This window comes from Priestia sp. ABM2_011 (assembly GCF_056158845.1).
This window is the reverse complement of record NZ_JBSWUB010000001.1, coordinates 4,286,345-4,301,046: the sequence shown is the minus strand read 5'-3', so window position 1 is coordinate 4,301,046 and position 14,702 is coordinate 4,286,345. Positions and strand designations below refer to the sequence as shown.

The 14,702-nt window shown below is 39.6% G+C and carries 18 protein-coding genes; 15 read left to right on the top strand and 3 right to left on the bottom strand.

What is annotated here, in order from left to right; genetic code table 11:
- Window positions 1-28: 28 nt before the first annotated feature.
- The 3 genes from ACXAE4_RS22765 to ACXAE4_RS22755 all read left to right on the top strand — a co-directional run bounded on the left by ACXAE4_RS22765 (window position 29) and on the right by ACXAE4_RS22755 (window position 1,681).
- A complete protein-coding gene (locus ACXAE4_RS22765; RefSeq protein WP_014461305.1) occupies window positions 29-196 on the top strand; it encodes a hypothetical protein in 168 nt (55 codons plus the stop codon).
- A 222-nt stretch (window positions 197-418) separates the two neighbouring features.
- The gene (locus tag ACXAE4_RS22760) at window positions 419-892 is read left to right on the top strand and encodes a hypothetical protein (protein ID WP_028412244.1); all 474 of its coding nucleotides are present in this window, start codon (window positions 419-421) and stop codon (window positions 890-892) included.
- A gap of 129 nt (window positions 893-1,021) precedes the next feature.
- Window positions 1,022-1,681 carry a haloacid dehalogenase type II gene (locus tag ACXAE4_RS22755; RefSeq protein WP_028412245.1) on the top strand — a complete coding sequence of 220 codons (660 nt, stop codon included), beginning with the start codon at window positions 1,022-1,024 and terminating at the stop codon, window positions 1,679-1,681.
- 30 nt (window positions 1,682-1,711) lie between these two features.
- Here the strand turns inward: ACXAE4_RS22755 and ACXAE4_RS22750 are convergent, their stop codons facing one another.
- The 3 genes from ACXAE4_RS22750 to ACXAE4_RS22740 form a co-directional block, all read right to left on the bottom strand.
- Window positions 1,712-1,894, bottom strand: a complete 183-nt coding sequence (locus tag ACXAE4_RS22750) for a CsbD family protein (RefSeq protein WP_014461302.1) — start codon at window positions 1,892-1,894, stop codon at window positions 1,712-1,714.
- A gap of 140 nt (window positions 1,895-2,034) precedes the next feature.
- The gene (locus ACXAE4_RS22745; protein ID WP_028412246.1) at window positions 2,035-2,526 is read right to left on the bottom strand and encodes an NUDIX hydrolase; all 492 of its coding nucleotides are present in this window, start codon (window positions 2,524-2,526) and stop codon (window positions 2,035-2,037) included.
- Window positions 2,527-2,615: 89 nt separating this feature from the next.
- A complete protein-coding gene (locus ACXAE4_RS22740; protein ID WP_154989487.1) occupies window positions 2,616-4,166 on the bottom strand; it encodes a glycoside hydrolase family 10-like protein in 1,551 nt (516 codons plus the stop codon).
- Between the two features lie 216 nt (window positions 4,167-4,382).
- On the opposite strand from ACXAE4_RS22740, the gene ACXAE4_RS22735 reads away from it, so the two are divergent.
- The 12 genes from ACXAE4_RS22735 (at window position 4,383) to rpiA (ending at window position 14,677) form a co-directional block, all read left to right on the top strand.
- Window positions 4,383-5,237 (top strand): MurR/RpiR family transcriptional regulator, encoded by an 855-nt coding sequence (locus ACXAE4_RS22735; RefSeq protein ID WP_014461299.1) that lies wholly within the window; start codon window positions 4,383-4,385, stop codon window positions 5,235-5,237.
- A 14-nt stretch (window positions 5,238-5,251) separates the two neighbouring features.
- On the top strand, window positions 5,252-5,557 hold the full coding sequence (locus tag ACXAE4_RS22730) for a PTS sugar transporter subunit IIB (protein ID WP_013082023.1): 306 nt from the start codon (window positions 5,252-5,254) through the stop codon (window positions 5,555-5,557).
- 80 nt (window positions 5,558-5,637) lie between these two features.
- On the top strand, window positions 5,638-6,939 hold the full coding sequence (locus ACXAE4_RS22725; RefSeq protein ID WP_014461298.1) for a PTS sugar transporter subunit IIC: 1,302 nt from the start codon (window positions 5,638-5,640) through the stop codon (window positions 6,937-6,939).
- 54 nt (window positions 6,940-6,993) lie between these two features.
- Window positions 6,994-7,260: a hypothetical protein gene (locus ACXAE4_RS22720; RefSeq protein WP_014461297.1), complete on the top strand. Its 267-nt coding sequence runs from the start codon at window positions 6,994-6,996 to the stop codon at window positions 7,258-7,260.
- Window positions 7,261-7,276: 16 nt separating this feature from the next.
- Entirely contained in the window at window positions 7,277-8,593 is a 1,317-nt protein-coding gene (locus ACXAE4_RS22715; RefSeq protein WP_154989485.1) for a 6-phospho-beta-glucosidase, read from the top strand.
- A 1-nt stretch (window position 8,594) separates the two neighbouring features.
- Entirely contained in the window at window positions 8,595-9,740 is a 1,146-nt protein-coding gene (anmK, locus tag ACXAE4_RS22710; RefSeq protein WP_063248237.1) for an anhydro-N-acetylmuramic acid kinase AnmK, read from the top strand.
- A gap of 17 nt (window positions 9,741-9,757) precedes the next feature.
- The gene (locus ACXAE4_RS22705) at window positions 9,758-10,093 is read left to right on the top strand and encodes a PTS lactose/cellobiose transporter subunit IIA (RefSeq protein ID WP_013055725.1); all 336 of its coding nucleotides are present in this window, start codon (window positions 9,758-9,760) and stop codon (window positions 10,091-10,093) included.
- A complete protein-coding gene (locus ACXAE4_RS22700) occupies window positions 10,090-11,178 on the top strand; it encodes a DUF871 domain-containing protein (protein WP_098626058.1) in 1,089 nt (362 codons plus the stop codon). The genes ACXAE4_RS22705 and ACXAE4_RS22700 overlap by 4 nt, the downstream gene beginning before the upstream one ends.
- 4 nt (window positions 11,179-11,182) lie before the next feature.
- Window positions 11,183-12,076, top strand: coding sequence for a BadF/BadG/BcrA/BcrD ATPase family protein (locus ACXAE4_RS22695; protein ID WP_154989483.1), 894 nt, complete (start codon window positions 11,183-11,185; stop codon window positions 12,074-12,076).
- 35 nt (window positions 12,077-12,111) lie between these two features.
- On the top strand, window positions 12,112-13,026 hold the full coding sequence (murQ, locus tag ACXAE4_RS22690) for an N-acetylmuramic acid 6-phosphate etherase (protein ID WP_028412256.1): 915 nt from the start codon (window positions 12,112-12,114) through the stop codon (window positions 13,024-13,026).
- Window positions 13,027-13,335: 309 nt separating this feature from the next.
- Window positions 13,336-13,926: a hypothetical protein gene (locus ACXAE4_RS22685; protein WP_098113749.1), complete on the top strand. Its 591-nt coding sequence runs from the start codon at window positions 13,336-13,338 to the stop codon at window positions 13,924-13,926.
- An 82-nt stretch (window positions 13,927-14,008) separates the two neighbouring features.
- Window positions 14,009-14,677 (top strand): ribose-5-phosphate isomerase RpiA, encoded by a 669-nt coding sequence (gene rpiA, locus ACXAE4_RS22680; protein ID WP_033578214.1) that lies wholly within the window; start codon window positions 14,009-14,011, stop codon window positions 14,675-14,677.
- The last annotated feature ends 25 nt before the right edge of the window (window positions 14,678-14,702 follow it).

Genomic DNA, 14,702 nt, shown 5'->3' with positions numbered 1-14,702 from the left:
GAAGAAAAGAAATAGTGGGTGATAGAAGATGGAGCCGCTGTATATTGTTTTAACGATTTTTTTAGCAGCCATGCTATCGTATGATATTGCTAAATTTGTTCGAGGAGACCGGCCAGATTGGAAAGAGGGTCTCGTGACGGGCCTTGTGTTCGTGGGCTTTTTAGCAGCCATGCAAATGGCTTTTCACATTGTATAGCGCAGAAAGAGGCTGGGACAAACGTAGTTTAGTTGAAGGAAGATCTGAACGGTGAATTGTTCGGATCTTTTATGGTTAAGGTGAACGTAGATTTCATGTGTGTAGTTATGTCTCAATCTCTTTTTTGAGGATATGTCCGATAAGTTTAGTTCGGCAATACTAAAAAGCCCTGATATCGAATAAGCTGTTGTATACTGCATTTTTGATAAAGGGGCTTTTTACTTGTATCGAAAAAAAACACTGCTTTTGAAGCGAAGTTTAGGAGTAGCTGTGTTTCTTGCTTTGATTGCGCTGGGAATTTGGATGTTTCAATTTACATTCTTTTCTCCGAGTCATCAAGCCAAATCTGCTGTAAAAGAATTTTATACGCTAGAACAGGAAGGGAACTTTTCGGAATCATGGAACCTTTTTCATTCGTCCATGAAAAAGAAGTGGACAAAAGGTGCATACATACAAGATCGAGCACACGTATTTCTCAATCATTTCGGAGTAGACACTTTTACGTATTCCATTGAAGATGTTGAAAAAAGAAAGAGCTGGAAGATGGAAAATGATCGTAAAGCGTTTCCTGTTGTTTACGAAATGACCGTTATCCAAACGTATAAAGGGAAATATGGAAACTTTGATTTGGTGCAGAAAGTGTATGCTGTTCGTGAAAAAGGAGAATGGAAAGTCGTGTGGGATTATAAACAGTAGGAGAGCCTGCTGTTTTTTTATCTTCATAAGAAATGAGCATAATTCAGCTGGTAATATGCCTCTTTTTTAACAGAAAAAACGTTATGTTTTTTTACGAGTGGGTAAAATGAAAGAAGGAGGCGAACACAGATGAAATTTAAAACGATTTTATTTGATGCATATGGAACACTGTTTGATGTACATACCGTTATTGAAACGTGTGATAAGCTGTATCCGGAACGAGGAGAAAGTATTAGCCATTTATGGCGTTTGAAGCAAATTGAATATGCAATGCAATATCAGCTGATGGGACGATACGTTGACTTTTATACATTAACAAATCAATCCCTGAAATATGCAGCAGAAGCAAATGATATTGATTTAACGGAACATGAAGAAAAAATGCTGATGAGTGCTTACATGAAGCTGAATGTCTACGATGAGGTCAAAGAGGTGCTCGCCTATTTAAAAGAAAAAGGATATCGTCTGGCTATTTTTACGAATGGTCCTAAGCATATGATTGATCCGCTTGTTTCTTATCACAATATGAATCATTTATTTGAAGACGTTATTTCCATAGACGAAATCAAACAGTACAAGCCTACAATGGCAAGCTATCATTATGCAAAAAATAAAATGAATGCAAAAAGAGAAGAAGTATTGTTTCTGTCATCGAATACATGGGATATTGCCGGTGCTAAAAACTACGGGTTCGCAACGGCTTGGGTTAACCGAAAAGGAAATGTAGCTGAGCATAAAGAGTTGCAGCCAAACGTAATCATTAAAAGCTTAAATCAGCTTATTAAATAAAAAAAGAACGAGCATTAAGCTCGTCCTTTTTTATTTATTGCTAAATGTATCTTTTGTTTCGCCTACTGCTTTTTGAGCATTTCCTTTTGCTTTCTCAGCTTTTCCTTCACGCTGAAGATCGCGGTTATTCGTTGCATTTCCGACTTGATCTTTTACTTCACCTTTAGCTTTTGATACATTTCCTTTAACTTTATCTCCTAAACCTTTACTCATTATAATCTTCCTTTCTATTAGTGATTAAGTAGTGTTACTTGTCTATTCCACCGTTAGAAAGAAATTAAACATATTTTCTGATTTTGGCCTAAACAGAAGCTAAGCCTGCGATATTTAGAAGTACTGTTTAGTCACTATCATCATTCGGAGGTTTTAAGTTCCCACTCATCATAAATCTGAGATTCATAAGGCCATGATAATAAGCTTAAAGATTCCACTGCTTTTAGAACAAGAGGAGAAGCATTATCGATGTTAAGATCTTGCGGTGCGATCCACAATGCTTCCAAAGAATCTTGTCCTTCAAACTGGACGGGGTTGGAAAGAAGCTCACCGCCGGCAATGTCTACGTAATAAAAAACAGCAATGTGATGTACATGGGTAAATTCTTTCCACTTACAGGGATACTGAAAATCCGTTGTACCGGCTTGAGAAATAATAGTAATTTCAAAGCCAGTTTCTTCACTAAATTCTCTTTTCATCGCATCTGTTAATGTTTCGCCGTGCTCTAGCTGTCCGCCTGGCAAATCAAAGCGATGAATATACGGCCCTCTATTTTTTCGAATAACAAGCAGCTTGTCATCTCGCATACAAATTCCATATACGCCAAAGGCACGATCATAGTTTGGTTCCATCTTTTTTCACTACTTTCTATAACAGAATGGCTTGATAAAGCATCATTTGATTTCTTTATCCTACCATACATTTTGTTATAGAACCTTTTTTAATGAGGTGCTTTTACAGTAAGCGTACGGGAAACATCACTTTCGTTATGCAAACGGTCAACAGAGGTTACAACATATGTGTACGTTTGATTTTTGAGTGCGCTTTGATCTACAAATAATTGTGTTTCTCCTGTTTTCCGAACGGTTGTCAGTAAGTTTTCTGCGTTGTTGATGTCACCTCGTTTATTGCCTTGGAAGCGATAAATGGCATAATAGGCGGAATCATTCTGCTGATGATCTCGAATTTCAAACGCCGCTTCTTTTGTATGAGGGCCCGCGTTTTTTAATTTTGGTGCTTTTGGAGCCGTATCATCAAGCCAAGGCATTGCCGGAATAAGAGCAGGATGTTTATAAATATCGTTTTGCAGCTTATCTTTTATTCCTAGCGGGTTTCGGTTCAAATCTTTCAGGCTAAAATGCATGCTCCCGTGTACTTCTGGAAATTGATGATTCAGAGCAATTTGCCTTGGATACTCATCGGGATCAGACCATGCTTCCACCGCGTTGTTATTAATTTTATAAGCAGCTTGTCCAATATAAAGGTGAACTGGCTTTCCGCGAACTTCATCTCTCCACCAGTTGAGCAGCGTATCGTAAGCAGCGGGTTCAAATCCAATATTCCAATAAATTTGCGGAGTGATGTAATCAATATATCCATTTTGAATCCACGTACGCGTATCAGCATACAAATCATCGTAGTTTGTTTGTCCAGCAGTCGTCTCAGAGCCAGTTGGATCATTAGCGATGTTTCTCCACACGCCGAACGGACTGATGCCAAACTTCACGTGTGATTTTGTTTTTTTAATAGCCGTATTTAAATCTCGAACAAGCTGATTAACATTGTCTCGGCGCCAGTCTTCAATATTCGAAAACGTTTGAGCACCGTAGGTTTGATACGTTTTTTGATCTGGAAACGTTTGACCTGCAATTTTGTAAGGATAAAAATAGTCATCCATATGAACAGCATCAATATCATAGTTTCTTACGACTTCGAGCACTTCTTCAATAATAAAATTTTTTACTTCAGGAATACCTGGGTTGTAGTAGAGTTGTTTTCCATAGGAGACGACCCAATCAGGATGTTGTTTGGCAGGATGATTATCGGCAAGTTTGTTTAAATCAGTATGATTCATGGTAATGCGGTAAGGGTTAAACCATGCGTGGAATTCTAAGTTGCGCTTATGTGCTTCCTCCACCATAAAAGCTAGAGGATCGTAGCCGGGATCTTTACCTTGTGTACCCGTTAAATATTCTGACCACGGGCCATATTTCGACGGATAAAAGGAATCAGCGGTAGGTTTAATTTGAACGACCACAGCATTCATTCCCATCTTTTGTACTTCATCTAGCAAATAGGTAAACTCTTTTTTTTGCTGCTCAACCGGAAGACCAGGCTGAGAAGGCCAGTCAATATTGTATACGCTTGCAATCCAAGCCGCTCGAAGCTCCCGTTTTTGATACGTAGTAGGTACGTCTGCTTTAGCAGGTAATGTGCTCGAACAAAACAGCAGTAAAAACAAGATGCCTCCAACCCATTTTTTAATATGCATGTTCGTTCCTCCTTCTTTTTTTGGTTGAGATAAAATTTCTTTCATAATATAGCATGCGGTCGTTATATTCACAATAGATTTTAATAAAATATTCTGAAAAATAAAATAAAGTTTTAAAAATATCAGAAAAATATTGAAATTAAACTTCAGAAAAAATATAATAATGGTAATTTAAAGAATATTTTAGAAATACGTTACTTAACGATGGAGGAATTCATGCGCCAATTTTCCGTACTTACTTTAATCGATGCACAAATGAATCATTACAGTCCTGCTGAAGGAAGAGTAGCTGATTACGTGTTAGAAAATCCTACGACCACGTTGAACTTAACGACCAAACAGCTAGCTAAGCAGTGTCAGTGCAGCGAAGCTACGATTATCCGCTTTTGTCAGCGTGTAGGGATCAATAGTTTTAAAGAATTAAAGATTGAATTAGCAAAAGATGCCCATAAGGTGAATAACGAGCAGCTGCCGAATCTTCCGGTTAATTTTGAAGACGATACCGAAGCTGTGCTTGAAAAAGTCATGAGCAAAAGTATGAGCGCACTGATGAACACAAGTCGATTAGTGAGCTCTTCTGCAATTGATGCAGCTGCGGAAGCTATTCATGGAGCGAAACGAGTGTTTTTATACGGAGCAGGAGGGTCATCAGTGGTTGCACTAGATGCTCAGTATAAACTGCTTCGAATTGATATTTCAGCGCTGTTTTCATTAGACAGTCATGTTCAAATGGTGATGGCTACGAATATGACAAAAGATGATGTGCTGTTTGTAGTATCAACTTCTGGTCAAACAAAAGAAGTGGTGGAACTGATGCAAATAGCCAAAGATAAAGGAGCAGCGGTTATTTTGCTAACGCAGCACGGCTCATCGCCAGCTTCTAGATTAGCTGATATTCTGCTGACTATTTCAGTAGAAGAGCAGCATATTCGAATTGGAACGATGAGCGCTCGTATTGCTCAGTTAGCCATTGTAGATGCGATGTTTATACGGTTATGTATTCAAAAAGGCAATCAAGTGTTTGAACGCATAATCGATACACATAATGTAATTCAAAAAATAAAGAGGTAGGGGGAAACGAGAAAATGAAGGTATTGTTTGTATGTTCTGGAGGAATGTCAAGTTCAATTGTGGTAAAAGCATTAAAAACGGAAGCACAAAAGCACGGAACGGATATGGAAGTGCTGGCAATTGGGACAAATGAAGTGGCAGAGGAAATTCAAAAGGGCTGGGACGTTGTAATGGTTGCACCGCAGATTCGTCACCGGTTTAACGCAGTGAAAGCGGAAGCGGATAAAGCTTCTGTTCCATGCGGGCCCATTCCGCCGCAGGCTTATACGCCGCTTGGAGGTCCGACGCTTTATAAAACGGTTCAACAGCTCGTTAGCTGAAGAAAGCAGGTGTATTCCTGCTTTTTAAATAAATAGGGGATTTATTACACAAGGGGAGAATATAGAGGGGGAAAGGGTATATGAGCAAATTTGTGTCGTTTTTAGAGAACAATTTATCGGGACCCATGGCCAGGTTATCAGAACAGCGGCATCTTCAAGCCATTCGTGATGGTGTTATTTCCGCTTTGCCGTTTATCATTATCGGAAGTTTTTTCTTGATTCTAGCATTTCCGCCTGTGCCTCAAGATAGCACAATTGCGAAATGGGCAGCTGACAACAGCGCCAACATTTTAATACCGTATCGAGTAACGATGTTTATTATGTCTTTATATATAGCCTTTGGGATAGGGTATAACTTGTCCAAAAGCTATAATCTCGATCCGCTGTCAGGAGCACAAATTGCAGTAGCTGCACTACTTCTTACGCTGACTCCAAAGCTGATTGAAGAAGAAGGGTTTATGCTTCCAATGGCCAATCTGGGAGGTCACGGTTTATTTGTAACGATGATTGTATCGATTTTATCGGTCGAGATTCTCAGGTTTTGTAAAGCAAAAAATGTCACCATTAAAATGCCGGAACAAGTGCCGCCTTCGGTATCGAGGTCTTTCGAAGCACTAATACCGGTTGCGATTGTTGTTGTACTTATGACGATTATTACGATTGTTTTAGGTATCGATCTTCACCATTTAGTTGATAAACTAGTTGCTCCGCTTGTGGAAGCCGGAGATAGTTTAGCAGGAGTGTTAATACCGGTTTTCTTAATTACGTTTTTCTGGTCATTTGGAATACACGGCGTTTCTGTTGTTGGGACAGTGGCACGGCCTGTATGGGAAGTGTACTTAGCGAAAAATGCTGAAGCGGTGGCAGACGGAGCTTCCACACTTCCGTATATTGCACCTGAAACGTTCTTTCAGTGGTTTGTGTGGATTGGAGGATCTGGAGCAACGCTGGGCCTTGTTTTAGCGATGCTGTTTTTCTCAAAATCTAAGTATTCGAAAGCGCTTTCTAGAACATCTTTTATTCCAGCGGTTTTTAACATTAATGAACCAATTATTTTCGGTCTGCCAATTGTCTTAAATCCTATTTTAATTATTCCATTTATCATCATCCCAATTATTACAACGATTATTTCGTATGCAGCAACGGCGACAGGTCTTATTACTCCAACCTACGTAATGGTTCCTTGGACGCTACCGGCGCCAATCGGAGCTTATCTATCAACCGGAGGAGACTGGCGGGCGGTTGTGCTAGTCGTTATCAATATTGCTATTTCTGTTGTCATTTATCTTCCGTTCTTTAAAATGTACGACCGAAAAATGGTTGAAATGGAAAAAAGCGATGAAGCAACGGTTACACCATCCGATAGTTCAGTTCAAATGTAAAGAAAGAGAAGCCAACTTGTTTGGCTTCTATCTCTTTAATAGGAGTGAGGGTCAATGTTTGTTCGGTTTCGTTATAAAACAGTGTTTTTATTTCTATTAACCATGGTTCTTTGTAACGTTATTTTTACACCTCTGCTGCAGTATGCTGGTTTGTCAGCACAGCATAGTTTATTTGGCATTACAAGTCTGTCAGCAGCTTTGCTTACAACATTTATTTCTATTCGGCTTTCAACAGCAGCTTTATCTAAAACCGCTGTTTGTATACGCTTTGTTTTGCTCGGGGCAGGGTGCACAGCCGTTACATATTTAGCCGTTTTTTAACAAGGAGGGTCAAAAAATGAAAGTAGTGACAATAGGGGGAGGATCAAGCTATACACCGGAATTGGTCGAAGGGTTTATTAAACGATATAATGAGCTTCCAATTCGAGAGCTATGGCTTGTAGATGTTGAAGAAGGAAAAGAGAAGCTTGAAATTGTAGGAGCACTTGCTAGAAGAATGGTCAAAAAAGCAGGTGTTGATATGGAAATTCATTTAACGCTTGATCGAAAAAAAGCGTTAATGAATGCTGATTTTGTAACGACACAGCTTAGAGTAGGCCAGCTTGATGCGCGTATTCATGATGAACGTATTCCTCTTAAGTACGGAATGATTGGTCAAGAGACAAACGGGGCAGGAGGGTTATTTAAGGGCTTGCGAACAATCCCGGTTTTGTTGAAAATTGCCGAGGAAATACACGAAATTTGTCCAAACGCCTGGCTTATTAATTTTACAAATCCTGCTGGCATGGTAACGGAGGCGCTGCTTCGCTACGGAAAGCATTCTAAAGTAGTAGGAGTCTGTAACCTGCCTGTACATATGACAAACTCAATCGCCAGCTTGCTTCAAATCGAAAAAGAAGATGTTCACATTGAATTTGCAGGGTTAAATCACTTGGTATATGGGCTGCACGTGTATGCAAAAGGAAAGGAAGTAAAGCAAGAAGTCATTCAGCGTTTAAGTGATCCAAAGTCCCAAGTAACAATGAGAAACATAGCTCCTATTCCATGGCAACCAGACTTTTTGGAAGCTCTTGGCGTGATTTTATGTCCTTATCACCGTTATTACTACAAAACAAAAGAAATATTAGAAGAAGAGCTTGTGGCCTTTCAGTCAGGTACTACGCGCGCTGAAGTGGTCAAAGTACTGGAAGGAGAGCTTTTTGAACTCTACAAAAATCCAAATCTAGAAACTAAGCCTCCGCAGCTAGAAAAACGAGGAGGCGCTTACTACAGCGATGCCGCATGTAATTTAATTTCATCCATTTATAACGATAAAGGTGATATCCAAACATTAAATGTAAGAAACAATGGCGCTATTTCCTCACTTCCAAACGAATCTGCGGTTGAAGTAAACTGTGTTGTAACAAAGCAAGGACCAGTACCACTCACTGTCGGTGAACTTCCGGTAGAAGTGAATGGACTGGTACAGCAAATTAAATCGTTTGAACGAGTAGGAGCAGAAGCTGCGGTTACAGGATCTTACGAAAAAGCACTGGTTGCACTTACGATTAATCCGCTTGTTCCAAGTGACGAACTGGCTAAGGCGGTGTTAGATGAACTGCTTCAAGCTCATCGCAAGTATTTACCCGCTTTTTTTAAGGAAGTGAAAGCATAGTATGTATGCTGTTGGACTTATGTCGGGAACGTCACTGGACGGAATTGATGCAGCTCTTGTGGAGATTGAAGGAAGCGGCTATGAAAGTAAAGTTAAACTTCTTCAGTTCATTACCATGCCGTTTTCACCGCCGTTAAAAAAAGAAATTGAACAGGCGCTTTCTCTCGAACATTCAAATGTACAGCTGATCTGCAGCTTAAATTTTAAACTTGGCTACGCGTTTGCAGATGCAGTGAAAAGAGTGTGCCAAAAAGCCGGGTTTTCTCTTGAACAAGTAGATGTCATCGGATCGCATGGTCAAACCATTTACCATCAGCCGTATGCTTCAGGAAATACAGCGATGTCTACACTCCAAATTGGAGAGCCCGCTGTTATTGCCTATGAAACTAAAACGAAGGTAGTGGCAAACTTCAGAGTGATGGACATGGCAGCGGGCGGGCAAGGTGCTCCGTTAGTTCCTCACACCGAACGAATTTTGTACAGCCACGCTGACCGTACAAGGCTGCTTCAAAACATTGGAGGTATTGGGAATGTAACGTTGATTCCGCCAAAACACTCTCCTATACCCGTAGTAGCTTTTGATACGGGGCCGGGAAATATGATGATAGATGAAGCGTGTCAGCAGCTTTTTCATGTTTCATTTGATGAAAATGGGTGTTTAGCAGCTGGAGGAACTATTATTTCAGAGCTTTTAGAAGACTGTATGAACCATGATTACATGAATCTTTCTCCTCCTAAATCGACGGGAAGAGAGCTGTTCGGTACACAGTACACAAGGAGACTGCTAGAGAAATATAGCAACCATAAAAAAGAAGATTTGCTAGCTACGATTACCATGTTCACGGCATCATCCATTGTACATCACTATGAAACATTTATTTTTCCTGCCTATTCTATTGACGAAGTGATTATTGGAGGAGGCGGAAGTTATAACAATACGCTGATGAATATGATTAAAGCCAAGCTAGGGAAGCGCTGCAGTGTGTATACACAAGAAGAAATAGGGATGTCTTCAGAAGCAAAAGAAGCCGTAGCTTTTGCGGTGCTCGCAAATGAAACACTTGCAGGTTATCCAAGCAATGTACCAAGTGCAACTGGTGCTTTGTCTCCTGTAATATTAGGAAACATTACGCCTGCACCACTATAAAAAAGGGGATGGAAGAAATGACAGAAGCAGCAAATATGGAAAATGAAATTTTTGAACTTATTGCATACGGAGGAAATGCTAGGTCACTGGCATATGAAGCGTTAGAAGCAGCTGAAGATTATGATTTTAATAAAGCTGACGAACTTTTAAAGCAGTCTCAAGAAGAGCTCAGTCATGCTCATAAAACGCAAACTGCGCTTATTCAACGTGAATTGAACGGAAAAACAATTGAAAAGTCGCTGCTTTTAATTCACGCACAAGATCATTTAATGACGGCTATTTCAGAGCAAAAATTAATTGAACATATGATTAAGCTTATTAAAAAATTTAAAAAAGAAGGCGAAAATCAATGAAAAAGCTAGGTATTGCGATTTATCCGGAACATTCGACTGTGGAAAAAGATAAAGCGTATATAGCACTTGCGCATCAATACGGATTTACCCGCATTTTTACGTGCTTGCTTTCTGTTGAAGGCGATCAGAAAAAAGTAATGGCAAATTTTAAAGAAATCATTGAGTTTGCCAATGAGCTAGAGATGGAAGTAGTAGTGGATATCGCTCCTCGCGTATTTGGAGCGCTTGGCATTTCTTATGATGATCTATCTTTTTTTCAAGAATTAGGGGCTTATGCTATTCGTCTTGATCTAGGCTATACGGGAAATGAAGAGTCCATTATGACCTTTAATCCATACGGCTTAAAAATTGAAATTAATATGAGTAATGCAACAAAGTATGTTGATAATATTTTAAGTTACCAGCCGAATCGAAAACAGCTATTGGGGTCGCACAACTTCTATCCTCATCGATATGCGGGATTGTCGTATGATCACTTTATGAAGTGTTCAGCGTTGTTTAAAGAACATAACCTTGAAACAGCAGCGTTTATTAATTCACCAAGCGCTACTTTTGGACCGTGGCCTGTTACTGAAGGGCTTTGTACGCTTGAAATGCATCGCACGCTTCCGATCGACGTGCAGGCTAAGCATCTTTTTAAAACGGGATTAATTGATTGTGCAATCATTGCGAATGCTTATGCATCGGAAGAAGAAATGAAGGCGCTGCGTGATGTTGTTCAGCAAGAGCGCTTTACCTTTAATGTGAACCTGTATGATACGATTACCGAGCTTGAGAAAAAAATTGTGCTGGAAGAGTTTCATTTTTACCGCGGAGACGTATCGGATTATTTAATTCGCTCTACGCAAAGCCGAGTAAAATATAAAAAAGAAGAATTCAAGCCTACGCATACTCCTTCCATTCGAAGAGGCGATATTTTAATAGAAAATGAACTCTACGGTCAGTACAAAGGAGAGCTGCAAATTGCGCTGTTAGACATGGAGAACTCAGGTAAAACAAACGTAGTAGGCCGCATTGCGGAAGAGGAAATTTTCTTATTAAATGAACTGCAGCCATGGGATAAATTTGCTTTTTGTGAGCGGTGATGAAATGGACTATATTATTGGTATTGACGGCGGGGGAACAAAAACAGAAGCCGTTGTGTACAGCTTAGACGGCCAACAGCTCGCTGCTTCAAAAAGCGGTTACGGCAATTTACTCATTAATTACAACACGGCTATTACTCATATTGATGAATGTATTATGGCGTGCAAAACTGAGCTTGCTGGTCATACATGTAAAGGCATTTCACTAGGACTTGCTGGAAGTAAATCATTATCCAAAGAAGAAATAAAAAGATATTTTTATAATCGTTATCAAGTAGAAGTAGGTTTATATGATGACGCCATGATTGCACATGAAGCACTACTGCATGGAAAAGAAGGGATTTTAACCATTGCAGGAACTGGAGCTGTCAGCATTGGTAAAAAATATGGAGTGTATGAATACGGTGGAGGGTGGGGACACCTTCTTGGAGATGAAGGAAGCGGATATTGGATTGGTCTTCAAGCACTGATATTGCTGACGAAAGAGCATGATCAAAACCGTCCGTACAGCAGCCTTAGTCAGACAATCTTGCAACATGTAAAAGCAGACACCATACACGACATAAAAAAGTTTGTCTATTCATCTCCTAAATCAGAAGTTGCTTCACTCACTCCGCTTGTTGTAAATCAAGCGAGAAATTATAAACAAGAAGCAAGTGATATTCTTCAACGGGCTGGAAAGAACCTTGCAAACATGACTCTTCATTTGTATAAGAAACAGCGGTTTGAAGGGAGCTGCTTGCTGGCATGCAAAGGCAGCATTTTAATGGAAGTTCCAGAAGTGTTTGATGTTTATAAAAAAACATGTGAAAAAGAAATAAAGCATATCCAGTGGGCAACACAGCGAGTATCATCTGCTAAAGGAGCTTATCAGCTGTTCATGAAAGAGTATCAATAGAGAAAAAATGATCGTGGAAAAGGCAGGGGATCACAGTGAACTTAAATCATATCTTAACAGAAAAACGCAATCCGCAAACGTTAAACATTGATGAATTATCAAGCCTGGAAATTGTAAAAAAAATTAATGAAGAAGATCACCAAGTGCCTCAGGCAATCAATAAGGTACTGCCTGTTATTGCTCTGTTAGTAGATGAAATTGTCAGTGCTTTTAAACAAGGAGGACGTTTGATTTATATCGGAGCAGGTACAAGCGGGCGGCTAGGCGTGTTAGATGCATCTGAATGTGTACCAACATTCGGTACACCTGCCGAACAAGTAATTGGGATCATAGCCGGGGGAGACAAGGCGCTCCGGCACGCGTTAGAAGGAGCAGAAGATAATAAGAAACAAGCGATAGAAGATTTGAAAGCGATTAATTTATCAAATAAAGATATTCTTGTAGGTATAGCTGCAAGTGGAAGAACGCCTTATACACTCTCAGCGCTTGCGTATGCAAACAGCCTGGGGGCAGTAACGGGCTGCGTTGTAAATTCTCCTCAATCAGCTATGGAACAAGAAGCAAACTACGCAATAGTAGCAGAATCAGGCCCGGAAGTTGTAACAGGTTCTACCAGAATGAAAGCCGGAACTGCTCAAAAGCTTGTTCTTAATATGCTGACGACGGCTTCTATGATTCAAATTGGTAAAGTCTACAGCAATCTAATGGTAGACGTACAGCCGACTAATGATAAACTCGTCCAGCGTGCCAAAAATATTATTGCAGAACTAACAGGCGTCTCATCAGAAGAGGCAGCCGAAAGTTTACAAACATACAAAACGCCAAAAGCCGCTATCCTTGCGCTTCTTACTTCTATAGAAGGTGATGAAGTGCACCGGTTGCTTGCTAAACATGACGGACATTTAAAAAAAGCCATTGCAGAAGCAAAGGAACAGTCGACTAAAGATTAACCCCTAAAAGAAGTGCATACAGCACTTCTTTTTTTGTTGAGTACATTTTTTGCACAATGTATGTGGGTGAATTCGGTCTAATCATTTTGCGAGCAGGAATTAATAACGTATACGATAGAGCCGGGCAAAGCAAACCGGCTGTTAGCTCAGCGCTTGTTATCAAATTTACTATTGTAAAAAAGTTTATTTTCTCTAGTTAAATTAGCATGTGCGCTTTGATAATCCTTTGGTTATTTCTCCTTATGACGATGTAAACATGAATATGGTATTATCGAAAGTTAAAGGGGTATTAAAAGGTGTGTGGAAACAATGGATCGAAAAAAAGCCGCATCAGTAGCTGGAGCATTGGTCATTGCCGTAGGAATTTGGCTGTTTCAAAGCGGGAAATTTAAAAGTGAAGCCCAGGCAGATAAGTTTACGAGTACGTTTTTGGTCGATCATGAACAAACAGACAATGGATTTGAATTATTTACTTCGGATACCAATCAATATAGCATGTGGTTTCCGCTTCAGTATGTTATTCATAAATCTTCTTATAAAAGCAGTGAAGATGAAAGTGAAGTATGGACAGCATCAACGAAGGAAAATGATTCATACAATGCTGGGAAAATAACGGCTTTATTTTCTAAGAAAAAAAGCAAAGCAGCTCAAAAAAAAATGGATGCGTTTCAGCCTGATTACATGTTAAAAGGTAAAAATGCAACGATTTATGTGAAAAAACAAACAAGAGATGGAAAGCATAGCATTTATCATGCTTATGTGAATGATGATTATTCAAGCAGGTATATTTACTATACGTTTGAACTAAAAAGCAGCGAACAGACAAACAGTACAAAACAGCAGTATTGGGTAGAAAAAATTCTTCTAAATACACAGTTTCAAAAAAACTCAGCTGAATAGTCAGCTGAGTTTTTTCGTAAGGATTCATAATGCTTTTGCTTTTTTATGTAAACGGGTACAATATGAGTAAGGAGGCCTTCGTATGATTGAAAAACAAGCAGTTGGTGAAAAAGCAGCACAATTTGTTGAAGATGGAATGATTGTAGGGCTAGGAACAGGTTCAACAGCTTATTATACAATTGTCAAACTAGGTGAACGAGTAAAAAATGGATTAAACATCAAAGCGGTTCCTACTTCTCAAAAAACAGAAGAACTGGCAAGGAAACTAGGTATTCCTATTGTTACCTTAGCGGATGTTGAATATATTGATATAGCAATTGACGGAGCGGATGAAGTGGATAGCGAGCTTTCTTTAATTAAAGGAGGAGGAGGCGCGCTGCTTCGAGAAAAAATGATTGCGTACGCAGCGAAGCGATTTATCGTGATTGCGGATTCTAAGAAAATAGTGAAGACGCTAGGAGCTTTTCCTCTTCCTGTTGAAGTTATACGTTTTGGCTGGGAAATGACGGCGAAGCATATTCGCAGTGCAGGTTGTGTACCGCAGCTTAGGCTTTTAGATGATCATACGCCGTTTATCACCGATAACGGAAATTATATTCTAGACTGCCATTTTTCAGAAATTGAAAATCCTGCTTTGCTGGAAAAACAGCTTACAATGATTCCAGGCGTAGTAGAAAGCGGTTTGTTTGTAGGAATGACGGAGGAAGTCATTACCGTACAGAATCAAGAGGTTCATATCATAAAAAAATAGAAGCTTTGGCGTCGGGCCTAGGCTT